We start from the raw sequence: 22,037 nt of genomic DNA on the forward strand, positions 1-22,037 counted from the left end.
GCCGGAACGCGTCGCGCCGGCCCCGTCGGACTCAGGCTCAGGCCTCTTCGTTGACCCAGCTCATCAGCTTGCGCAGCTGCTTGCCGGTGGTCTCCAGCAGGTGCTCGGAGTCGGCCTTCTTGTACTCGTTGTACTTCTTCAGGCCGCCGTGGTACTCGTCCATCCAGTTCTTGGCGAAGGTGCCGTCCTGGATCTCGGCGAGGATCTGCTTCATCTCGGCCTTGGTGGCGTCGGTGATGATGCGCGGGCCGGTGATGTAGTCGCCCCACTCGGCGGTCTCGGAGATCGACCAGCGCATCTTCTCCAGGCCGCCCTCGTACATGAGGTCGACGATCAGCTTCAGCTCGTGCAGGCACTCGAAGTAGGCGATCTCGGGCTGGTAGCCGGCCTCGGTGAGCGTCTCGAAGCCCGCCTTCACCAGCGCCGCCGTACCACCGGCGAGGACGGCCTGCTCACCGAACAGGTCGGTCTCGGTCTCCTCGGTGAAGGTGGTCTTGATGACCCCGGCGCGGGTGCCGCCGATGCCCTTGGCGTAGGAGAGCGCCAGGTCGAAGCCCTTGCCGGTGGCGTCCTGCTCGACGGCGACGATGCACGGGACGCCGCGGCCCTCCTCGTACTGGCGGCGCACCAGGTGGCCGGGGCCCTTGGGGGCGACCATGCAGACGTCGACACCGGCCGGGGGCTTGATGAAGCCGTAGCGGATGTTGAGGCCGTGGCCGAAGAACAGGGCGTCGCCGTCCTTCAGGTTGTCCTTGACGGACTCCTCGTAGACCTGGGCCTGGATCGGGTCCGGCACCAGGATCATGATCACGTCGGCCTCGGCGGCGGCCTCGGCCGGGGTCACCACACGCAGGCCCTGCTCCTCGGCCTTGGCCTTGGACTTGGAGCCCTCGTGCAGACCGACGCGGACGTCCACGCCCGAGTCGCGCAGGGACAGCGCGTGGGCGTGGCCCTGGCTGCCGTAGCCGATGACCGCGACCTTGCGGCCCTGGATGATGGACAGGTCGGCGTCGGCGTCGTAGAACAGCTCGGCCACTTTGGGTTCTCTCCTTGAGTGCAGGTGTTGCGTCCCACCGTATGACGGCGGGGTGGGGGGAGGATGCGGGGTCTCGGTATGCGGATTACGCGCTGCGGTCCAGGGCGCGCAGCGAGCGGTCCGTGATGGAGCGGGCGCCGCGGCCGATGGCGATCGTGCCGGACTGGACGAGTTCCTTGATGCCGAAGGGCTCCAGCATCTTCAGCATGGCGCCGAGCTTGTCGGCGCCGCCGGTGGCCTCGATGGTGACGGCCTCCGGGGAGACGTCGACGGTCTTGGCGCGGAAGAGCTGGACGATCTCGACGATCTGGGAGCGGGTCTCGTTGTCCGCGCGGACCTTCACCAGAACGAGTTCGCGGTGGACGGCCTGTGCGGGTTCGAGTTCGACGATCTTGAGGACCTCGACGAGCTTGTTGAGCTGCTTGGTGACCTGTTCCAGGGGCAGCGCGTCGACGCTCACGACGATGGTGATGCGGGAGATGTCGGCGTGTTCGGTGACTCCGACGGCGAGGGAGTCGATGTTGAAGCCGCGGCGGGAGAACAGGGCGGCGATCCGGGCGAGGATGCCGGGCTTGTTCTCGACCAGGACGGAGAGCGTGTGCTTGGACATGTTCTGCTGAAGCCTTCTCTCAGTCGTCTTCGTTGTCGCCGAAGTCGGGGCGGACGTTCAGGGCGGCCATGATCTCGTCGTTGGAGGTGCCGGCGGCGACCATCGGCCACACCATGGCGTCCTCGTGGACGATGAAGTCGATGACGACGGGCCGGTCGTTGATCGCGTTGGCCTCTTCGATGACCTTGTCGAGGTCGTCCGGGGACTCGCAGCGGATGGCGTGGCAGCCCATGGCCTCGGACAGCTTCACGAAGTCGGGGATGCGGGTGCCGCGCGCCTCGGGGTTGACGTCCTCGGGGCCGGAGTGCAGGACGGTGTTGGAGTAGCGCTGGTTGTAGAACAGGGTCTGCCACTGGCGGACCATCCCGAGGGCGCCGTTGTTGATGACGGCGACCTTGATGGGGATGTTGTTCAGGGCGCAGGTGGTGAGTTCCTGGTTGGTCATCTGGAAGCAGCCGTCGCCGTCGATGGCCCACACCGTGCGCTCGGGCCGGCCGGCCTTGGCGCCCATGGCGGCGGGCACCGCGTACCCCATGGTTCCGGCGCCGCCGGAGTTCAGCCAGGTCGCCGGGTTCTCGTACTGGATGTAGTGGGCGGCCCACATCTGGTGCTGGCCGACGCCCGCGGTGAAGATCGTGCCCTCGGGGGCGAGCTGGCCGATGCGCTCGATGACCTGCTGCGGGGAGAGGGTGCCGTCGGCGGGCAGGTCGTAGCCCAGCGGGTAGGTGTCGCGCCAGCGGTTGAGGTCCTTCCACCAGGCGCTGTAGTCGCCCTGGTGGCCCTCGCTGTGCTCCTTCTGGACGGCCTGGACCAGGTCGGCGATGACCTCGCGGGCGTCCCCGACGATCGGCACGTCGGCGGCGCGGTTCTTGCCGATCTCCGCCGGGTCGATGTCGGCGTGGACGATCTTCGCGTCGGGGGCGAAGCTGTCCAGCTTGCCGGTGACGCGGTCGTCGAAGCGGGCGCCGAGGGTGACGAGCAGGTCGGACTTCTGGAGCGCGGTGACGGCGGCGACCGTGCCGTGCATGCCGGGCATGCCCAGGTGCTGGGGGTGGCTGTCGGGGAAGGCGCCCAGCGCCATCAGCGTCGTGACGACGGGGGCGCCGGTCAGCTCGGCGAGGACCTTCAGCTCGGCCGTCGCCTGCGCCTTGATGACGCCGCCGCCGACGTACAGGACGGGCCGCTTGGCCTGGGTGATCAGCTTGGCGGCCTCGCGGATCTGCTTGGCGTGCGGCTTGGTCACCGGGCGGTAGCCGGGCAGGTCCATGACCGGGGGCCAGGAGAAGGTGGTCTTCGCCTGGAGGATGTCCTTGGGGATGTCGACCAGGACCGGTCCCGGGCGGCCGGTGGAGGCGATGTGGAACGCCTGCGCGATCGTGCGCGGGATGTCCTCGGCCTTGGTGACGAGGAAGCTGTGCTTGGTGATCGGCATCGTGATGCCGACGATGTCCGCCTCCTGGAAGGCGTCGGTGCCGATCGCGGCGGAGACGACCTGCCCGGTGATCGCCACGAGCGGCACCGAGTCCATGTTCGCGTCCGCGATGGGGGTCACCAGGTTGGTCGCGCCGGGGCCGCTGGTCGCCATGCAGACGCCGACCTTGCCGGTGGCCTGCGCGTATCCGGTCGCCGCGTGGCCCGCGCCCTGCTCGTGGCGGACCAGGACGTGGCGCACCCGCGTGGAGTCCATCATCGGGTCGTACGCCGGCAGGATCGTGCCGCCCGGAATGCCGAAGACCGTGTCGGCTCCCACCTCTTCAAGCGAGCGGACGAGGGACTGCGCACCCGTCACGTGCTCGACGGGTGTGGGGTGTCCTCCGGATCGGGGCCGCGGCTGCGGATGCGGGGCCCCGGTGGCCTGCTCGGTCATCGGCATTCTCTTCTCGATGCTGAGGGTTTTTTGCGGGTTTCGTGCGAAGTGCGGCTGTTGCCCGGAGGGCGTCCGTGCAACAAAAAACCCCTCGTGCCGTAAGGCAAGCGAGGGGAGCGCGTCGGGTGCGTGCGCTGGGAGGTCCGGGTCGTCCGGGCGTCCACAGCTTCAGCCGACGCGCTGTCCAAGTACGAGAATTCGGGTGCGCATGGCAATGACCCTCCCCCCGACGCACATCCACTGTCAAGCGGGTGGGACGGGGGTCTCAGTATGTGGGCCGCGGGGTCATGTGTGCGCCGGTCCCCCGCCCGCCAGCACCGGCTCCCCCGGCCCGTGCGGGACCGGGTAGTGGCCGGACGCCAGCGCCCGCCGCAGCGGGTACTCGTCGAGCGGCTCGGAGAACGCCGCGCCCTGCCCGTGCGTGCACCCCATCTCCCGCAGGGCGACGACCTGTTCGGGCCGGTCGACGCCTTCGGCGACGGTGTCGAGCCCCAGGTCGGCGGCGATCCTGAGGACCCCGGCGGTGATCTTGTGCAGCCGCGCGGACTCCACGACGCCGTCGACGAGCCCCCGGTCGAGCTTGAGGACGTCCACGGGCAGCCTGCGCAGCGCCGTGAGCCCCGTACAGCCCGTGCCGAGGCCGTCGAGCACGATCCGGACGCCGAGGCGCCGCAGGGCGCTCAGGCGCCGCTCCAGGTCCTCCAGCGGCACCGCCGGGTCGGCGCCGGCCAGCTCGATCGTGAGCGCCCCGGACGGCAGCCCGTGCCGGGTCAGCAGCGCCTCGGCGGCGGCGAGCGGCGAGGACCGCTCGACGAGCCTGCGCGCGTCCGTGCGCACGGTCACCGGCACGGACAGCCCCGTGGCCGCGCGCTCGGCGGCCAGCTCGACCGCCTCGGCCAGCACCCACTGCGCCAGCTCCGCCGTCCGGTCGCCGTCCTCGGCGACCCGCAGGAACTCGGCCGGCGTGAACAGCACACCCTGCGAGGACCGCCAGCGCGCGAGCGCCGCGACCGACGAGATCCGGCCGTCCGCGAGCCGGACGACGGGCTGGTGCACGAGCGTGAACTCGCCGTCGTTGAGCGCCGCGCGCAGCCGCGTCGCCAGCTCCGCCTTGCGCACCACGTCCTGCTGCATCTGCGGCTGGTACAGCTCGACGCGGCCCTTGCCGCCGGATTTCGCGCGGTACATCGCGAGGTCGGCGTTGCGCAGCAACTCGCCCGCGCCCAGGCCCGGTTCGGCGAAGGCGACACCGATGGAGGCGGCGACGCGCACGTCGTTGCCGTCGATGGCGTACGGCTGCGAGAGGGCGATCCTGAGGCGGTCGGCGAGCTCCAGGATGTGCCGTTCGCGGGCGCCGCGGTCGCGGGAGTTGTCGCCCATGATGAGCGCCGCGAACTCGTCGCCGCCGAGCCGGGAGGCCGTGTCGCCCTGGCGTACGGCGTCCTGGAGGCGGCGGGCCGCCTGGATCAGGAGGTCGTCGCCGGCGGCGTGGCCGATGGTGTCGTTGACGGCCTTGAAGCCGTCGAGGTCGATGAAGAGCACGGCCGTGTTGCGCAGGGCGTGGCCCCGGTCGGAGCTGCGGCGGCCGGACAGGGCCTGCTGGACGCGCTGGGTGAACAGGGCGCGGTTGGGCAGGTCGGTGAGCGGGTCGTGCTCGGCGCTGTGCTGGAGCTGGGCCTGGAGCCGGACGCGTTCGGTGACGTCGCGGCTGTTGAAGATCAGGCCGCCGTGGTGGCGGTTGACGGTGGACTCCACGTTCAGCCAGCCGCCGTCGCCGGAGCGGAAGCGGCACTCGATGCGGGTGGTGGGTTCGTCGTACGGGCTGGTGGCGAGGAAGCGGCGCACCTCGTGGACGACGCCGCCGAGGTCGTCGGGGTGGATGAAGTGCGCGAGCTCCCGGCCGTGCATCTCCTCGGCGGGGCGGCCGTACACGCCCGCGGCTGCCGGTGAGACGTACTTCAGGGCGCCGCTCGGGGCGGCGATCATGATGACGTCGCTGGAGCCCTGGACCAGGGAGCGGAAGTAGTTCTCCTTCTGCGCCAGCTCCTGGGTGAGCTTGACGTTGTCGAGGAGCATGATGCCCTGGCGGACGACGAGGGCGAGGACGACGGCGCCTCCGGTGAGCAGGACGACGCGGTCGACGCTGCGGCCGTTGAGGACGTTGTAGAGGATGCCCAGCGTGCAGACGGCCGCCGCGAGGTACGGCGTGAGCGCGGCCAGCGAGCCCGTGATGGGGCGGGTGGTGCTGTGGTGGCGGTCGGGGGGTGGCGTGCTGGGCCGCGGGCGCGGGCGGTCGAGGGTCGGCGGCGCCGGGTGGCGGTGGTCGCGGCCCGGGATGTGCTCGTGGACGATGCGCGGGTCGGCGCCCCACAGGCTCGTGGGGGTCTCGGCGCGGGTGGTGCCGGTCGCGGCCCAGGGCGCGTACGCCAGCAGGAGCGAGCCGGCGAACCAGCCCGCGTCCAGGAGCTGGCCCGAGCGGTAGCCGTTGTGCAGCAGGGGCGAGGTGAACAGGGCGTCGCACATCACGGTGAGCGCGAGGGCCCCCACGGCGGTGTTGACGGCCGTGCGGTTCACCGAGGACCTGCGGAAGTGCAGGACGAGGACCATGCTGACCAGCGCGATGTCCAGGAGCGGGTACGCCAGGGACAGCGCGGTGTGCGCGACGCCGGTGCCCTCGAACTTGGCGGCCTGCGCGAGGGCGAGGCTCCAGGAGAGCGTGAGCAGGGAGCCGGCGATCAGCCAGGCGTCCAGGGCGAGGCAGACCCAGCCGGCCTTCGAGACGGGCCTGGTCGCCAGCACGAGGAGGCCGACGATGGCGGGCGGGGCGAAGCACAGGAAGAACAGGTCGGCGTAGCTGGGGCTCGGCACCCGGGCGTCGAGGACGACCTCGTACCAGCCCCAGATCAGGTTGCCGAGCGAGGCCATCGCGGAGGAGAGGGCGAACAGCAGCCAGGCCGGCCGAAAGCGGACGTGGCGGCTGCGCGCGTACAGGAAACAGGACACGGCCGCGGTGCCGGCCGCCGCGCTGAGCCCGAAGTCGCCCATGATCAGGGCGAGTTGCCGATCGCCCCAGCCGAGCGCGGAGCCGATGGCGTAACCCGCGCAGACCAGGGCGATGAGGAGTTGGTGGACCAGGGTCCGGGTGGTTCCCCGGGAGGCCGGGGGCCTGGCGGGCGGCGTCCCCGGTTCGGGGTGGGGGCGCAGCATCTCGTCGAGCGTCGTCGTCATGGCGGAGGGCGGCGCGTTCACCAGGGCCTCCCGGTCTGCTTCGGCCCCGGGCGGTGGTGGTCGCCTGCGTGGGGCGGGTGGTCGGTGCCGACGTGGGACGCGCTGTTCCGGTTGCCGTGTGCGGTGGTGTGGCCGCCTTGCGAGCCGTTTCTGCGTGGCGCGGTGCTCCAGGGTCGCCGTCGGCGGCCCCGCCGCGTCGGACCGTTCGCCTGTAGGCCGTGCATCGCCCGTCGCCCCCCTCACAAATCCGTGAACGTCCATCCCCGGCGCCGAATCGTGCGTGGCGCTGCCCCTGTCCGGGACGATACACCAGTCTCGTCACTCAGGGACATAGTTCCTCTACGCTCCGTGACGACCAGCGACTATGCCGGTACACCCCGCGTCCGGAGGACTGCGGAGGGTACCTGAATCCGGTTACACGCCTGCCACGCCCGTCGTCAGGATCACGTTCCGCAGAGGTTCGCGGTTCACATATCTCACCAACTGGTCGACCAGCAGGCGCTTGGCCCTTGGCAGGAAAGCGCTGCTCGGGCCGCCGACGTGCGGGCTGATCAGGACTCCCGGCGCACTCCACAGCGGGTGCCCGGCGGGCAGCGGCTCGGGATCGGTGACGTCCAGCGCGGCCGTCAGGCGGCCCGACTCCAGCTCAGCGAGCAGCGCCTGGGTGTCCACCACCGCCCCACGCGCCACGTTGACCAAGAGCGCGCCGTCCTTCATGCGGGCCAGAAACGGCTTGTTGACGAGCATACGAGTGCTCTCAGTGAGCGGCGTCACCACTATCACGACATCCGCGAGCGGAAGCAGTTCCGGCAGCTCCTCGATGGAATGCACCGGTCCGCGCTCCGTCGTGCGCCCGGCGCGCGCGACCCGTACCACCCGCGCGATCTCGAACGCCGTGAGCCGGTCCTCGATCGCCTCGCCGATCGCGCCGTAGCCGAGGATCAGGACCGTGCGGTCCGCGAGCGCCGGGTGGAAGCCGCCCTGCCACTCCTGGCGGTCCTGCGCGCGCACGAAGCCCGGGATGCCGCGCAGGGAAGCGAGCGTGAGCGTGAGGGCGAGTTCGGCGGTGCTCGTTTCGTGCACCCCGCGCGCGTTGCACAGCTTCACACCGGGTCGGAGCAGGTCGAGGCGGGCCGTGATGTCGTCCACACCGGCCGTGAGGGTCTGGACGACGCGGAGGTTCGGCATCGCCTCCAGCGGGCCGATCTTCACGGGCTGGCGCTTCATGTACGGAACGACGTAGAAGGCGCACCGCGCCGGGTCGCCGGGATAGGGCTGGGTGCCGTCCGGGCCGCCGTCCCAGAAAAGGTAGTTCGGGCCCTGCGGGAGGCCCTCGATCTCCTCCGGCGGGATGGAGAGCCAGACGTCTTGAACGCTGTGACGTGCGGTGTCGTCAGTCATGGGCAGGAGGTTATGTCAGGCACGCGCGCGTGCAGAGGTTAGGTTTGAGGAGTTCAGGAGAGGGAGGGTCAGGGGCAGGTGGAGCGCAGGACGATCGGCGCCGGCGCGCTCTCGGCGGGGGCCGTCGGACTCGGGTGCATGCCGATGAGCTGGGGGTACAGCGGCTCGCGGCGGCGGGGCGACGAGTCCGCGCGCGCGGTGCACCGGGCACTGGACGTGGGGTCGTCCTTAGTGGACACCGCCGACATGTACGGGCCGTTCACCAACGAGCTGCTCGTGGGGCGGGCCCTGAAGGAGCGGCGCGGTGAGGCGTTCGTCGCCACCAAGGTGGGGCTGCTCGTCGGCGATCAGCACATCGTCGCCAACGGCCGCCCCGGGTACGTCCGGCGCGCCTGCGACGCGTCCCTGCGGCGGCTCCAGACCGACGTCATCGACCTCTACCAGCTCCACCGCGCCGACCCCGAGGTGCCCGTCGAGGAGACCTGGGGCGCCATGGCCGACCTCGTGCGCGCGGGCAAGGTGCGGGCGCTCGGGCTGTGCGCGCTGGGGGCGCGGGGGCAGCGGCGCTCCGGCGCACACCTCCACGAGCCGACGCTGCGCCAGTTGACGCGCGTCCAGCAGGTGTTCCCCGTCGCCGCCGTCCAGGCGGAACTGTCCGTCTGGTCCCCCGAGGCGCTCGCCTCCCTGCTGCCCTGGTGCGCCTCCCGCAACATCACCTTCCTCGCCGCGATGCCCCTCGGGAACGGGTACCTCACCGGCACGCTCACCCCGGGGCAGGGTTTCGAACCCGACGACATGCGTGCGCGCCACCCCCGCTTCACCGCCGAGATGATGGCCGCGAACCAGCCGATCGTCGCCGGGCTGCGCCGCGTCGCCGCACGCCACGGGGCGACCGTCGCGCAGGTCGCCCTCGCCTGGGTGCTGGCCCAGGGGCGGCACGTGATCGCCTTGCCGGGGGCCAAGCAGGAACGTTGGGTCACCGAGAACGCGGGGGCCGCCGAGGTGCGGCTGAGCGCGGAGGATCTGGCGGAAGTCGCCGCGCTGCCCCGGGCCCTGGGGTCGTGGGACTGAGGCGGCCGGGATCTCTCGCGGTGGGGCGGGAACTCGTGGGGCGTGCGGCTCGTATGACAGGCAGAGGTCGGCGGGTGGAAGGGGTCGGGTTCGTGGGACGTCGCGGTGTGGTGGCCGGGGTGGCGGTCGGGGTGCTGCTGCTGGGGGCCGGGTGCTCGTCCGGGGACTCCGATGCGCGGGAGCCCGAGGGCGGGGCGTCCCCCGGGGCTCCTTCCTCCGCCGGGAGCCCGGCTCCTCGCGGGGAGGCCGAGCCGCCGCCCGCGAAGGGGTCCGTCCGGGTCGTGCGGACCGTCGCCGAGGGGCTGAAGTCGCCCTGGGGTGTCGCCGCGATCCCCGGCGGGGGGCTGCTGGTGGCGTCCCGGGACGAGGGGACGGTCACGCTGGTCGAGGGCGGGTCCAAGACCGAGGCGGGCGAGGTGCCCGGGGTGTCGCCCGACGGCGAAGGGGGGCTGCTGGGGCTCGCCCTGTCGCCCCGGTTCGCCTCCGACCGGATGGTGTACGCGTACTTCACGTCCGAGTCCGACAACCGCATCGTCCGGATGCGGTACGACGTCCAGCGGCCGGCGGGGCAGCAGCTCGGGGCTCCCGACACGGTGTTCAGGGGCATCCCCAAGGGGCGCATCCACAACGGCGGGCGTATCGCGTTCGGGCCCGACGGGATGCTGTACGCGGGCACCGGGGAGTCCGGTGACACGGGGCTCTCCCAGGACCGCGGCTCCCTCGGCGGCAAGATCCTCCGGCTGACCCCCGAGGGCGAGCCCGCGCCGGGCAACCCCACCCCCGGCTCCCCCGTCTACTCCTACGGCCACCGCAACGTCCAGGGGCTCGCCTGGGACTCCCGGCAGCGCCTCTTCGCCGCCGAGTTCGGGCAGAACACGTGGGACGAACTCAACGCGATCGCCCCCGGCGGCAACTACGGCTGGCCCGAGGCGGAGGGCAGGTCCACCGACGCCGCGTACCGCAACCCCCTCGCCCAGTGGTCCACCGCCGAGGCGTCCCCCAGCGGGATCGCGTACGCGCGGGGCTCCCTCTGGATGGCCGGGCTCCGGGGCCAGCGCCTGTGGCGCGTCCCGCTGAACGGCACGGAGGCTTCCGCCGAACCGCAGGCGTTCCTGACGGAGGAGTACGGGCGGCTGCGGACGGTGGTCGCCGCCGGGGGCGACAAGCTGTGGGTGACGACCAGCAACACGGACGGGCGCGGTGAGGTGCGCAACGGGGACGACCGGATTCTGGAGCTTGAGGTGAGCTGAGGGGTGCACGGCCGAGGTGCAACACGGGCGTCGAGGCCATCGGGCGGCCACCGGCGGGGTCGGCCCCGCGCGCGATCCCTGGGAGCCGTCAGCCCTTCTCCGCGTCGTCCCCGAGAGCCTCACCCGGTGACGCCGGCTCCTCCTCCGCACGCGCCACCCGCACCGTGACCTTCCCCGACGACAGATCTATCGGCCCCCGCCCCGGATCCCCGTCCCCGACGTCCTCCCGCGTCAGCTCCAGCCGGTTCTGCTCGTCCTGCGTGTGCTTACGGCCCGGGGAGAAGAGTTCCTCAAAGGCGTTGAACATCGCAGCTCCTCCGGGCCTCGTCGAGGCGGTCGGCTACTCGTCGAGCAAGGACTTGTCGAGAATCGCCACGGACACGAGGATCAGGAACGCCCTGTGCACCATGTAGTCGACAGCGAGGCCTGGCGCGACCGAGACAACCCGGATGTCCTCACCGCTGACGGCCTGCGAGACCGGGGTGAAGGGGTCCTCAGCCAGTTTGAGAAGCCCGCGCTCCAGGAGTTTGCGACGGTCTTCGGGAAGGGCATCGCGCTGCGCTGCGGCTTGCTCGGTGAACTGGATCTGGTACAACACAGCTCCCTCCAGGGTTCATGAACGTTTCCATTGTCCCGCACCCGCCCCCACTCCGTCTCGCCCAAGGTCGCGTCAGCCCGCGCCCACCGGGAACAGGCCCAGTCGGTGGGCCAGTGCCGCCGCCTCGCCTCTGGTCGACACCGAGAGCTTCGCCAGGATGTTGGAGACGTGGACGCTCGCGGTCTTGGGGGAGATGAAGAGGTGCTCGGCGATCTGGCGGTTGGTGTGGCCGGCGGAGACGAGGCGCAGGACGTCGTGTTCGCGGGTGGTGAGGCCGAGGGCGTCGGTGGGGGTGGGGGGCGGGGTCAGGCGGGCCCGGCGGGTGAGGTGGGCGGTGGATTCGAGGAGGGGGCGGGCCTTGAGGTGCTCGGCCACGGCCTGGACCAGGCGCAGGAGGTCCGCCGCACGGGCGCGCTCGTCGTCCCCGCCGGACACGACCAGCCTCTCCGCGAGGCGGTAGCGCACGCGCGCCAGGTCGTAGGGCCGCTCCAGGCACTCGAACGCGGTGACCACGTCGGACCACTCGTCCACGGTGTCCCGCCCCTGCGCCCGCTGGAGTTCCGCGCGCACCCACAGGTCGTACGCGCACCACATCGGCGCGGGCGTGGCGAGTTTCCGCGCCGTCTCCCGGATGCGCGCCACGTGCGCCGCCGACGCCTCCCGGGCGTCCGCCTCGGCGCTCGCGGCGGCGAGGAGCAGCGGCCAGGCGTCGCGGTGGACCTGCGGGGCGAGCCCCGCGTCGAGGACGTGGGTCAGTTCCGTACGGGCGTCGTCGATACGCCCCTCGGCGGCGGCGAGGGCGAGGCTCAACGAGGCGAAGGGCAGGACGTACTGCGGCATCCGGTCGTGGGGGCCGAAGGACGCCTGGCCCTCGGCGAGGTACTGGGCCGCGTCGGTGAGCCGCCCGCGCGCGAGGGCGAGGTGGGCGAGGAAGTAGAAGCCCGCGCCGCGGGGTTTGGTCGCCTGGACGGCGTATCGCGCGTTGAAGGCCGCCTCGGCGGCCTCGTCCCACCGGCCCAGGGAGATCAGGGACTCCGCGAGGTTGGCCCAGATCCAGGGCTCGTTGTTGCGCAGCCCCCACTTCTTGACGATCCGCAGGCCCTCCCGCAGCAGGGCCGCGGACTCGGCGGAGCGGCCGACGCTCTCCAGCGCGGACGGCAGGTTGACGTGGGCGCGGCCGATCCCGGAGAAGATCCGGCGGGCCACGAACCGCTCCGTGACCTCCCGCATCTCCGCGAGCCCGGCCTCGATGTCCCCGGCGCCGACCATCAGCCCGCCGAGGTCCAGGCGGGCCTGGTACTCGATCTCCTCGGCGCCGACCATGCGCGCGTACTCCACGGCCCGCTGGGCGGCGCCGATCGCCTCGGGCCCGGGTTCGTGGAGCATGTACCAGCCCGCGACGGACGACAGCACCTCGGCGTGCACGGTGGACGGCGGCAGCCCGCGCACCAGGTCCTGCGCGGTGGACAGTTCCTGCCAGCCGTCGCCGCGCCCGAGCGCGGGCAGCAGCTTGGAGCGCTGGACCCAGAACCAGGCGGCGCGCAGCGGGTCGGGGTCCTCCTCCAGCAGCCGCAGGGCCCGCCGGGTGATCTTCAGGGCCCGTTCCCGCGCGCCGGACAGCCGGCCCGCGACGGCCGCCTCGGCCATCAGGTCCAGGTAGCTGAGGGGTGTCGTCCCCGGGGCGTAGCCGGACGGGGGGTACGCCTCCGCGTAGTCGACGGGCCGCAGCCGCGCGAGGACTTCCCCCGGCGCCGCGTCCCACAGCTCCATCGCCCGCTCCAGCAACCGCAGTTGCTCGCTGTACGCGTGCCGCGACCGCGCCTCCGCCGCCGCGTCGAGCACGGCGGGCAGCGCCTTCGCCGGGTCGTGCGCGTGGTACCAGTAGCTCGCGAGGCGCGTCGCCCGCTGGTCGGCGGGGACGAGCCCGGGCTCGGCCTCCAGCGCCTGCGCGAACCGCCGGTTCAGCCGCGACCGCTCCCCCGGCAGCAGGTCGTCCGCGACGGCCTCGCGTACGAGCGCGTGCCGGAACCGGTAGCCGTCGCCGCCGGGCGCGGGAATCAGGATGCTCGCGCCGACGGCCGCGCGCAGCGCCTCGATGAGGTCGTCCTCGCAGAGCCCGGCGACGGCGGCGAGCAGCGGGTACTCGACCGTCGACCCCCCTTCGGCGGTGATCCGCGCGACGCGCTGCGCGTGGTCGGGCAGCGCCTCCACGCGGACGAGGAGGAGGTCCCGCAGGGAGTCGGTGAGCCCGGCGCAGCACTCGCCGGTGCAGGCGACGGCGAGTTCCTCGACGAAGAACGCGTTCCCGTCGGACCGCTCGAAGATCTCGTCGACCTGCGCGGGGTCGGGTTCCGCGGCGAGGATGCCGGCGATCTGACGGCCCACCTCCTCGCGCGTGAAGCGGGCGAGTTCGATGCGGCGGACCGTGCGCAGGCGGTCGAGTTCGGCGAGGAGGGGGCGCAGGGGGTGGCGGCGGTGGATGTCGTCGCTGCGGTACGTCGCGAGGACGAGCAGCCTGCCCGTGCGCAGCGTGCGGAACAGGTAGGCCAGGAGGTGGCGGGTCGAGGTGTCCGCCCAGTGCAGGTCCTCGATGACGACGACGACCGTACGCCCGTCGGCGACCCGCTCCAGCAGGCGCGCGGTCAGTTCGAAGAGGCGGGCGGTGCCCTCCTCGTCGTGCCGCCCGCGCGCGGTCTCGCCGAGTTCGGGCAGCAGCCGGGCCAGCTCCTCCTCCTGCCCGGCGGCAGCGGCGGCCAACTCCTCGGGCAGGGCCCGGCGCAGGGCGCGCAGGGCGGTGGAGAACGGCGCGAACGGCAGCCCGTCGGCGCCGATCTCGACACAGCCGCCGACCGCGACGACCGCCCCCTGCCGCTCGGCGACCGCCCCGAACTCCTCGACCAGCCGCGTCTTCCCGACCCCCGCCTCGCCCCCGACGACCAGCGCCTGCGGCTCCCCCGCCGCCGCACGCGCGAGCGCGTCGTTCAGCGCGCCGAGCTCATCCGCTCGACCCACGAACACGGGACTGACCGACCTCATCTCCACGCCGCCGAGCATCGCACACGGGTCTGACAACGCCCCAGCGGTTATCGCGCGCACGGCATCCGGCGGCACTCACGCCGCCCTGGTGAACCAGTGCCGTTGGGGCTGCTTCGTATCGGACGCCCCGGCGGCGTCCTTGCGTGCGCGTACCGCCTCGTTGACCAGCCGCTCGTGGTTCGCGCGCCGGATCAGTTCGGCGGAGCGGAGCTGGTGGGACTCGTACTGGAACATCTGGACTCTCCCTGTCTCGGTCTGTCTCGGTGGTGGTTCCACCTTCGTTCCCGAGGGGGGTCGGGCACATCGGGAGAGTTCCGCATCTTCGGCGGGGGCGGGGGCCTTAGAAACGGGAGAAGGGTCCTTAGGGACCGCCGTAGGTGCTTACGGCGGCCCCTGAGAACCCCTGATCGGCTCGGTCAGCTCGCGGACGGCACGCTCAGAAGGGCGTCGCTGTACTTGAGTACGGCCAGCAGCAGGCCGATCACCCCGAGGGCGACGCCGCCCCAGGCGACGGACTTGATCCACGCCGGCTGCGCCTTGTCCGGGTTGCCGAAAGCGGGCCGGACCAGGACGACGACGGCGGTGACCAAGGCGATGAGAGCGAAGAGACCGGCGTACAACGCGCTGGTCTTCCAGGCGTCGCCGTAGATCTCCTTGAGCTGCGTGGGGACACCCGCCGTCGAGGACGTCTGGAGCTGGCCTATCAGCGTCTCGCGCGCGGACGCGACCGTACCGATCCAACTGCCGCTCAGCGACACGAACCCGAGGGCGGCGGAGACGACAGCCGCGGCACCCTGTCCGACGTACGACGTCTCCTTCGGCTCCGGTTCCCCGCCCTCCGCGAGGAGTTCGTCGTCCGCGAGGGGCTCCTCCTCGGCGCCCTTGGTCAGCTCCACCTCGGAGATCTCGCCGGCGTTGTCTTCTGTCTTGGTAGCCATGCCCCGCACCGTACGGACGCCGTCTGAGAGGTTCCTTAATGATCGCTGTGCGCGGTACGCCACTCCGTCGCGAGCAGCGACCAGATCTCGATGTCGTGCCGCTCGCCCTTGTGGAGGTGGCTGCCGCGCAGGACGCCGTCCTGCTTCATGCCGAGGCGGCGGGCGACGTTCAAGCTGGCCGTGTTGCCGGAGGCGGCGTGCCATTCGACGCGGTGCATGCCGCGTACGTCGACGGCCCAGTCGATCATGACGTGCATCGCGCGCGTGACGAGGCCCTTGCCGACCCCGGCGGGCTCCAGCCAGCAGCCGACCTCGCAGACGCCGGTGGCCGCGTCGAACGTACGGAACAGGACGCCGCCGACGAGCGTGCCGTCGTACCAGATACCGTGCAGGGAGCCGGAGTCCTCGGTGCGTTTGTCGGCGTAGCGCTTGAGCAGCGAGCGGGTCGACTCGACGTCCGTCTCGCGGGAGCTGAAGCCGATGAACCGGCCGATGTGGTCGCGGCCCCGGTCGAAGTGGGCGAGGAGTTCCTCGGCGTGCCACGTCTCAAGGGGCCGCAGCTCGGCCCCGTCGTCCCCCAGGGACACCCCGTACATGCTGCTGCCTCTCGTGTGGATCAACCGTTGGCACGACCCTCTCACGGCCCTCGGATCCGGCGGCGAGCCGCCCCTCGTCGCATCACAGGGACGTAACAACTCCCGTCCCTGCAACAACTATTCGGGCGCCCGCGACTCCTACACCCCGTAGGAACCGCACAGTTCGTCGACAGGAGGAACGTTGTCCGTCCGCCAGGTGAACAGTCCCGACCGGCCGCCGCGGCTCGCCCTCGTCGACGGGCTGCGCCTCGCGGCGGCGCTCGCGGTCGCCTGTTTCCACTACTTCGGCCAGAACTTCCCGAGCATCTGGGGCGAGGCGCCCAGAGAGTTCGCGTACACCGTGCACCGCGCCTCGATGTACGGCTGGCTCGGGGTCGAGATGTTCTTCCTGATCAGCGGGTTCGTGATCTGTATGAGCGCGTGGGGGCGCACGCCGGGCGAGTTCGCGGTGTCCCGGCTCTCGCGGCTCTTCCCCGCGTACTGGGCGGTGATCGTGCTGCTCGTCACCCGTCTCGCGGTGTTCCCCCAGAAGTCCGACAACCTTCCGGAGGACCTGCACCCGCGGACCGTGCTGGCCAACCTGACGATGTTTCCCGGCGCGTTGGACGTCGATCTGCTCGCCGGGGTCGCCTGGACGCTCGATCTGGAGGCGCGTTTCTATCTGCTGATGGCGATCGTGCTGAAGTTCGGCGCGACCTACGAGCGGCTGCTCGGCTTCTGCACGGTCTGGCTGGTCGCCGCGTACGTCACGCACTCCACCCAGAACAGGCTGCTCGACCAGTTCGTCCTGAGCGGATACGCGGGGCTGTTCGTCGCCGGGATCGCGCTCTATCTCATGTTCCGGTTCGGGCGGAACCTGATGCTGTGGACCCTGCTGGGGATGGCGTGGGCGTACCAGCTCAGCGTGCTCCAGATACGCGTCGACTGGCACATGGCCGCGCCCGGAAGCACCCGCACCGTCTCCTGGAGCCTGTGCGCGCTGCTGCTGACGGCGTTCCTCGGCGTCCTCATGCTGGCCACCATCGGCCCGCTGCGGAACCTGAGCTGGCGCTGGCTGGTGACGGCGGGGGCGCTGACCTACCCGTTCTACCTGGTCCACATGAGCCTCGGCTACCCGCTCGCCAAGGGCCTCACCCGGCACGTGCCCGCCCTCGGCCACTGGGGGAACATGGCCGTGGTGACGACCGCGATGCTGCTCCTGTCGTACGGGATCTGGCGGTGGGTGGAGCGCCCGATGGGGCGGTGGATGCGCAGGGGGCTCACGCGGGGGCTCGCGGCGGCGCGCGGGCCGAAGGAGGCGGTGGCCAAAGCGAGGGTGGCCGGCGAGCCTGTGGCCAAGGAGACGGTGGCCGGGGAGGCATCGGCCGGGGAGGCGGCCAAGGAAACCGTGGCCGGGGAGCCGGCGCCCGAGGAGACGGTTCGGGTTGCCGTCAGTGTGCCTGGTCCCCGAACGCCATCACCATGACGCCGAGGACCAGCAGCCACAGAGCGCGCCGGGTGTGCCCCCGGGCCCCGAGGAACGCGGCGCACCCGCAGATCGCGGCGCCTGTCGCGAACGCGGCCGGGACCAGGGCCGGGTTTCCGCCGCCGATCCGCAGGAGGGCTGCGGCGAGACCGGCGAGGGTGAGCAGGACGCCGGTGCCGGTCGCCGTCCAGCGGGCCCGGCGGGCGTCTTCGACTGGGTCCATGTCGTCGTCCTCCGCGTCCCCGGCGGTGGCGTTGTTCATGGGGTGGATCGTCGTCACGTCGGTCTCGTCCCGGGTGTCGGTCCTCACGGCGCGGGAGCATAGCGCGCCGTCCTGAGAGGCGTTGCGTGAACGTTCTCGTGAACGCTCACGGTGAGCAGTACGGTCCCGGTCCCCCGTATCACTCAACGGGGAAAGGGGGTTGACGCGTCGCCGCGCCAACCCCCTTCAGGACGTGGGGATTCAGCCCTCCGTCACACCCAGCTGCTCCAGGATCAGCTCCTTGACGCGAGCCGCGTCCGCCTGGCCCCGGGTCGCCTTCATGACCGCGCCCACGAGCGCGCCCGCCGCCGCGACCTTGCCGCCGCGGATCTTGTCGGCGATGCCGGGGTTGCCCGCGATGGCGTCCTCGACGGCCTTGTTGAGCGCGCCGTCGTCGGAGACGACCTTGAGGCCCCGCTTGTCGACGACCTCGTCCGGGGTGCCTTCGCCCGCGAGGACGCCCTCGATGACCTGCCGGGCCAACTTGTCGTTCAGGTCGCCCTTGGTGACGAGTTCGGAGACCCGGGCGACCTGGACCGGCGTGATCGCCAGCTCGTCCAGGGAGACCTGGGACTCGTTGGCGCTGCGGGCCAGCTCGCCCATCCACCACTTGCGGGCGGAGGCCGCGTCCGCGCCGGCGTCGATCGTGGCGACGATCGGGTCGAGGGCGCCGGCGTTGAGGATCGCCTGCATCTCGGTGCCGGTGATGCCCCACTCGGCGAGCAGCCGGTTGCGGCGGGCGAGCGGCAACTCCGGGAGCCCGGCGCGGAGTTCCTCGACCCATTCACGCGAGGGCGCGACGGGGACGAGGTCGGGCTCCGGGAAGTACCGGTAGTCCTCGGCCTCTTCCTTGACGCGGCCGGAGGTCGTGGACCCCGTGTCCTCGTGGAAGTGCCGGGTCTCCTGGATGATCGTGCCGCCCGCGTCCAGGACCGCCGCGTGCCGCATGATCTCGAAGCGGGCCGCGCGCTCGACGGACCGCAGCGAGTTGACGTTCTTCGTCTCGCTGCGGGTGCCGAACTTGGCCACGCCGTGGGGGCGCAGCGACAGGTTGACATCGCAGCGCATCTGGCCCATCTCCATGCGGGCCTCGGAGACGCCGAGCGCCTTGATCAGCTCGCGCAGCTCACGGACGTACGCGCGCGCGACCTCGGGGGCCCGCTCGCCCGCGCCCTCGATCGGCTTGGTGACGATCTCGATGAGGGGGATGCCGGCGCGGTTGTAGTCGAGCAGGGAGTGGGACGCGCCGTGGATACGGCCGGTGGCGCCGCCGACGTGCGTCGACTTGCCGGTGTCCTCCTCCATGTGCGCGCGCTCGATCTGCACGCGGAAGGTCTCGCCGTCCTCCAGCTGGACGTCCAGATAGCCGTTGAAGGCGATCGGCTCGTCGTACTGGGAGGTCTGGAAGTTCTTCGGCATGTCCGGATAGAAGTAGTTCTTCCGGGCGAAGCGGCACCACTCGGCGATCTCGCAGTTCAGCGCGAGGCCGATCTTGATCGCGGACTCGACGCCGGTCGCGTTGACGACCGGGAGCGCGCCGGGCAGGCCGAGGCAGACCGGGCAGGTCTGGGTGTTCGCGTCCTGCCCGAGGGCGGTCGAACAGCCGCAGAACATCTTGGTCTTGGTGCCGAGTTCGACATGGACCTCAAGGCCCATGACGGGGTCGTACGACGCGAGTGCGTCCTCGTACGACACCAGGTCGGTCGTGGTGGTCACGGTGAAAACTTCCCTCTCAGCCCAGCAGGACGTCGTCGTCGCCCAGCCGCTTCAGCTCGCGGTACAGGATGGCGAGGCCGGTGACGATCGCGACCGCGGAGACGGTGGCGTCGATCAGGCGCAGGGTGTCCTGCTCGGCGCGGGCCTTCTTGATCTGCTTGGCGACACCGAACGCGCCGAACGCGGTGGTGGCGATGGACACGTACGTACCGGACTTGGACTTCTTGAAGCCCTTGGCCTTCGACAGTGCGTTGCTCACAGCGACGGAGCCTCCTCCAGGAGCGGGTGTCCCCACTTTTCCACGAAGGCGGCCTCTACGGCGGCCCCGACCTTGTACAGACGGTCGTCCTTCAGCGCGGGAGCGATGATCTGGAGGCCGACGGGGAGGCCGTCCTCCGGCGCGAGGCCGCACGGCAGGGACATCGCCGCGTTGCCCGCGAGGTTCGTCGGGATCGTGCACAGGTCGGCCAGGTACATCGCCATCGGGTCGTCGGCGCGCTCGCCGATCGGGAAGGCGGTGGTCGGCGTCGTCGGCGAGACGATGACGTCGACCTGCTCGAACGCCTTCTCGAAGTCCCGGGTGATCAGCGTGCGGACCTTCTGCGCGGAGCCGTAGTACGCGTCGTAGTAGCCGCTGCTGAGCGCGTACGTGCCGAGGATGATCCGGCGCTTGACCTCCGGGCCGAAGCCGTCGGCGCGGGTGATCGAGGTGACCTCCTCCGCCGAGTGCGTGCCGTCGTCGCCGGTCCGCTTGCCGTAGCGCAGGCCGTCGAAGCGGGCCAGGTTGGAGGAGCACTCGGAGGGCGCGATCAGGTAGTACGCCGACAGCGCGAGGTCGAAGCTCGGGCAGTCCAGCTCGACGATCTCGGCGCCGAGCTCCTTGAGCATCGTCACCGACTCGTCGAAGCGCTGGAGGACGCCCGCCTGGTAGCCCTCGCCGCGGAACTGCTTGACCACGCCGACGCGCATCCCGGCGACGCTGCCGTTGCGGGCCGCCTCGACGACCGGCGGGACCGGCGCGTCGATCGACGTCGAGTCCAGCGGGTCGTGGCCGGCGATCACCTCGTGCAGCAGCGCCGCGTCGAGCACCGTACGCGCGCACGGGCCGCCCTGGTCCAGGGAGGAGGAGAACGCGACCATGCCGTACCGGGAGACCGCTCCGTACGTCGGCTTCACGCCGACCGTGCCGGTGACGGCGGCGGGCTGGCGGATCGAGCCGCCCGTGTCCGTGCCGATCGCGAGGGGGGCCATGTGGGCGGCGAGCGCGGCACTCGACCCGCCACCTGAACCGCCGGGGATCTTGGTCAGGTCCCAGGGGTTGCCGGTGGGGCCGTACGCGCTGTTCTCGGTGGAGGACCCCATGGCGAACTCGTCCATGTTGGTCTTGCCGAGGATGACGACGTCGGCGGCCTTCAGGCGCTTGGTGAGGGTGGCGTCGTAAGGCGGGATCCAGCCCTCAAGGATCTTCGACCCGACCGTCGTGGGAATCCCCTCGGTCGTGAAGATGTCCTTCAGCGCGAGCGGGACACCCGCGAGGGGGCCCAGCTTCTCGCCGTTGGCCCGCTTCGCGTCGACCGCGCGCGCCTGCTTCAGCGCGCCCTCGCGGTCGACGTGCAGGAAGGCGTGCACCTTCTCGTCGACCGCCTCGATCCGCGCGAGATGCGCTTCGGTGACCTGTACGGCGGTGAGTTCGCCGGACGCGATCTTCTCGGCCGTCTCAGCGGCCGTGAGCTTGATGATGTCCGTCACTGTCTAGTCCTCCCCCAGGATCTGCGGCACCTTGAAACGCTGCTGCTCCTGGGCCGGGGCGCCCGAGAGCGCCTGCACGGGGGTGAGCGAGGGACGGACCTCGTCCGCCCGCATGACGTTCGTCAGCGGCAGCGGGTGCGAGGTCGGGGGTACGTCTTGATCAGCGACCTCACTGACGCGTGCGACCGCGCCGATGATGTCGTCCAGCTGTCCCGCGAAGTGATCCAGCTCTTCGCTCTCCAGCTCCAGACGCGCCAGCCGGGCGAGGTGGGCGACCTCCTCGCGCGTAATGCCAGGCATGCAGCGTTCCTCTGGGGTGAGTGTGTGTGGTTTGGGGCCAATCCTAGGGGGCGGGGGTGCGTGGGCGGTAAACGGTTTGGGGCGGGGGGCCGGAGGGGGTGCGTCGGGGCGCCGGAAACGGGTGGGGGTCCGGGGTCCGCGTCGATACCGTGGCCGTATGTGTTTGCCCCAACTGCGCGCGGCCCCTCGTGCACGCGGGGTTCGACTTCGCCGCGCCGCCCCGGCGGGACGTCCGGGCCTGGTCCGTGGTGGCCGCCGTGCTGGGGGAAGGGCTGCGGTACGACGGGCGGTCGGGGTGCGGGTGCGGGAAGGAGCCCAAGTACCGGCCCCGTACGCGGGCCGAACTACGTGCGCGGCGCGCCGTCGCCGTACGGCAGGGGGTGCCTCTCCGCGAGGCCCTGTCGCGGCCCGATCCCCTCACGCCCGTCGACTGAGCGCCCGCCGGATGAGGCTCACGCCGGTTCCCACAGCTCGATGCGGTTCCCCTCCGGGTCGGTGACCCAGCCGAACTTCCCCACGCCGTCCATCTGCTGGGTCTCCTCCACCACGTCCGCTCCCTTCTCCCGTAGCCGCGCGAGCATCGCGTCCAGGTCACCGACCCGGAAGTTCAGCATCGTCCGCTGGTCCCCGGTTCCGAAGTACTCCGTGTCGCTCTCGAACGCCGCGAACACCGTGGGGCCAGGTTCCTGGTGCCAGAGCCCGTTGCCGTCGATGTCCAGGCCGAGGCAGTCGCGGTACCAGGTGTGCAGGGTGGCGGGGTCGGTCGCGCGGATGAAGTAGCCGCCGATTCCGAGGATGCGTTCCATGGGGGCATCGTGACAAAAGAGAGAGCATTCGGCAGGGCCGAGGGGGCGGTGGGGGTGGTGGATGGGCGCGGCAGCGCCACTCAGGGGCGCGGGGCTGTGTTGACTATG

The 22,037-nt window shown here is 71.3% G+C and carries 21 protein-coding genes; 4 read left to right on the forward strand and 17 right to left on the reverse strand.

Annotated features, from left to right (window positions below):
• Positions 1-37: 37 nt before the first annotated feature.
• The 5 genes from ilvC to PV682_RS16585 all read right to left on the reverse strand — a co-directional run bounded on the left by ilvC (position 38) and on the right by PV682_RS16585 (position 8,142).
• Positions 38-1,036 (reverse strand): ketol-acid reductoisomerase, encoded by a 999-nt coding sequence (gene ilvC, locus PV682_RS16565; RefSeq protein WP_319730408.1) that lies wholly within the window; start codon positions 1,034-1,036, stop codon positions 38-40.
• An 85-nt stretch (positions 1,037-1,121) separates the two neighbouring features.
• Positions 1,122-1,646 (reverse strand): acetolactate synthase small subunit, encoded by a 525-nt coding sequence (gene ilvN / locus PV682_RS16570; protein ID WP_055723150.1) that lies wholly within the window; start codon positions 1,644-1,646, stop codon positions 1,122-1,124.
• A 19-nt stretch (positions 1,647-1,665) separates the two neighbouring features.
• Positions 1,666-3,513 carry an acetolactate synthase large subunit gene (locus PV682_RS16575; protein ID WP_319730411.1) on the reverse strand — a complete coding sequence of 616 codons (1,848 nt, stop codon included), beginning with the start codon at positions 3,511-3,513 and terminating at the stop codon, positions 1,666-1,668.
• Positions 3,514-3,798: 285 nt separating this feature from the next.
• Complete coding sequence (locus PV682_RS16580; protein ID WP_319730413.1) at positions 3,799-6,762, reverse strand: putative bifunctional diguanylate cyclase/phosphodiesterase; 2,964 nt, start codon at positions 6,760-6,762, stop codon at positions 3,799-3,801.
• A 393-nt stretch (positions 6,763-7,155) separates the two neighbouring features.
• Positions 7,156-8,142, reverse strand: coding sequence for a 2-hydroxyacid dehydrogenase (locus tag PV682_RS16585; protein WP_319730415.1), 987 nt, complete (start codon positions 8,140-8,142; stop codon positions 7,156-7,158).
• A gap of 78 nt (positions 8,143-8,220) precedes the next feature.
• Between PV682_RS16585 and PV682_RS16590 the strand changes: the two genes are divergently transcribed.
• Both PV682_RS16590 and PV682_RS16595 read left to right on the forward strand, forming a co-directional pair.
• Positions 8,221-9,213, forward strand: a complete 993-nt coding sequence (locus PV682_RS16590; RefSeq protein ID WP_319730418.1) for an aldo/keto reductase — start codon at positions 8,221-8,223, stop codon at positions 9,211-9,213.
• 53 nt (positions 9,214-9,266) lie between these two features.
• On the forward strand, positions 9,267-10,463 hold the full coding sequence (locus PV682_RS16595; RefSeq protein ID WP_319730420.1) for a PQQ-dependent sugar dehydrogenase: 1,197 nt from the start codon (positions 9,267-9,269) through the stop codon (positions 10,461-10,463).
• A gap of 88 nt (positions 10,464-10,551) precedes the next feature.
• Here PV682_RS16595 and PV682_RS16600 read toward each other — a convergent pair whose 3' ends face one another.
• The 6 genes from PV682_RS16600 to PV682_RS16625 form a co-directional block, all read right to left on the reverse strand.
• Positions 10,552-10,770 (reverse strand): DUF6191 domain-containing protein, encoded by a 219-nt coding sequence (locus tag PV682_RS16600; protein WP_319730423.1) that lies wholly within the window; start codon positions 10,768-10,770, stop codon positions 10,552-10,554.
• Positions 10,771-10,803: 33 nt separating this feature from the next.
• The gene (locus tag PV682_RS16605; RefSeq protein WP_112476519.1) at positions 10,804-11,058 is read right to left on the reverse strand and encodes a type II toxin-antitoxin system RelE family toxin; all 255 of its coding nucleotides are present in this window, start codon (positions 11,056-11,058) and stop codon (positions 10,804-10,806) included.
• Between the two features lie 75 nt (positions 11,059-11,133).
• On the reverse strand, positions 11,134-14,115 hold the full coding sequence (locus PV682_RS16610) for a helix-turn-helix transcriptional regulator (RefSeq protein ID WP_319730629.1): 2,982 nt from the start codon (positions 14,113-14,115) through the stop codon (positions 11,134-11,136).
• A gap of 57 nt (positions 14,116-14,172) precedes the next feature.
• The gene (locus PV682_RS16615; protein ID WP_319730429.1) at positions 14,173-14,331 is read right to left on the reverse strand and encodes a hypothetical protein; all 159 of its coding nucleotides are present in this window, start codon (positions 14,329-14,331) and stop codon (positions 14,173-14,175) included.
• A 182-nt stretch (positions 14,332-14,513) separates the two neighbouring features.
• On the reverse strand, positions 14,514-15,035 hold the full coding sequence (locus tag PV682_RS16620) for a hypothetical protein (RefSeq protein ID WP_407705685.1): 522 nt from the start codon (positions 15,033-15,035) through the stop codon (positions 14,514-14,516).
• Positions 15,036-15,070: 35 nt separating this feature from the next.
• Positions 15,071-15,631 carry a GNAT family N-acetyltransferase gene (locus PV682_RS16625; protein WP_319730434.1) on the reverse strand — a complete coding sequence of 187 codons (561 nt, stop codon included), beginning with the start codon at positions 15,629-15,631 and terminating at the stop codon, positions 15,071-15,073.
• A 181-nt stretch (positions 15,632-15,812) separates the two neighbouring features.
• Between PV682_RS16625 and PV682_RS16630 the strand changes: the two genes are divergently transcribed.
• Positions 15,813-17,096 (forward strand): acyltransferase family protein, encoded by a 1,284-nt coding sequence (locus PV682_RS16630; RefSeq protein WP_319730437.1) that lies wholly within the window; start codon positions 15,813-15,815, stop codon positions 17,094-17,096.
• On the opposite strand, the gene PV682_RS16635 is transcribed toward PV682_RS16630, so the two are convergent.
• The 5 genes from PV682_RS16635 to gatC all read right to left on the reverse strand — a co-directional run bounded on the left by PV682_RS16635 (position 17,062) and on the right by gatC (position 21,123).
• Positions 17,062-17,358: a hypothetical protein gene (locus PV682_RS16635; RefSeq protein ID WP_319730631.1), complete on the reverse strand. Its 297-nt coding sequence runs from the start codon at positions 17,356-17,358 to the stop codon at positions 17,062-17,064. The genes PV682_RS16630 and PV682_RS16635 overlap by 35 nt on opposite strands.
• A gap of 201 nt (positions 17,359-17,559) precedes the next feature.
• Positions 17,560-19,074: an Asp-tRNA(Asn)/Glu-tRNA(Gln) amidotransferase subunit GatB gene (gatB, locus tag PV682_RS16640; protein ID WP_319730439.1), complete on the reverse strand. Its 1,515-nt coding sequence runs from the start codon at positions 19,072-19,074 to the stop codon at positions 17,560-17,562.
• Positions 19,075-19,090: 16 nt separating this feature from the next.
• Positions 19,091-19,333, reverse strand: coding sequence for a hypothetical protein (locus tag PV682_RS16645; protein WP_010356884.1), 243 nt, complete (start codon positions 19,331-19,333; stop codon positions 19,091-19,093).
• The gene (gene gatA / locus PV682_RS16650; protein ID WP_319730443.1) at positions 19,330-20,823 is read right to left on the reverse strand and encodes an Asp-tRNA(Asn)/Glu-tRNA(Gln) amidotransferase subunit GatA; all 1,494 of its coding nucleotides are present in this window, start codon (positions 20,821-20,823) and stop codon (positions 19,330-19,332) included. The genes PV682_RS16645 and gatA overlap by 4 nt, the downstream gene beginning before the upstream one ends.
• A 3-nt stretch (positions 20,824-20,826) precedes the next feature.
• Positions 20,827-21,123 (reverse strand): Asp-tRNA(Asn)/Glu-tRNA(Gln) amidotransferase subunit GatC, encoded by a 297-nt coding sequence (gatC, locus tag PV682_RS16655; protein WP_010356882.1) that lies wholly within the window; start codon positions 21,121-21,123, stop codon positions 20,827-20,829.
• A 149-nt stretch (positions 21,124-21,272) separates the two neighbouring features.
• On the opposite strand from gatC, the gene PV682_RS16660 reads away from it, so the two are divergent.
• Positions 21,273-21,557 carry a hypothetical protein gene (locus PV682_RS16660; protein ID WP_319730447.1) on the forward strand — a complete coding sequence of 95 codons (285 nt, stop codon included), beginning with the start codon at positions 21,273-21,275 and terminating at the stop codon, positions 21,555-21,557.
• Between the two features lie 18 nt (positions 21,558-21,575).
• Here PV682_RS16660 and PV682_RS16665 read toward each other — a convergent pair whose 3' ends face one another.
• A complete protein-coding gene (locus PV682_RS16665) occupies positions 21,576-21,929 on the reverse strand; it encodes a VOC family protein (protein WP_319730449.1) in 354 nt (117 codons plus the stop codon).
• Positions 21,930-22,037 lie beyond the last annotated feature (108 nt).

This window comes from Streptomyces niveiscabiei (assembly GCF_033794345.1).
GTDB lineage: Bacteria > Actinomycetota > Actinomycetes > Streptomycetales > Streptomycetaceae > Streptomyces > Streptomyces niveiscabiei.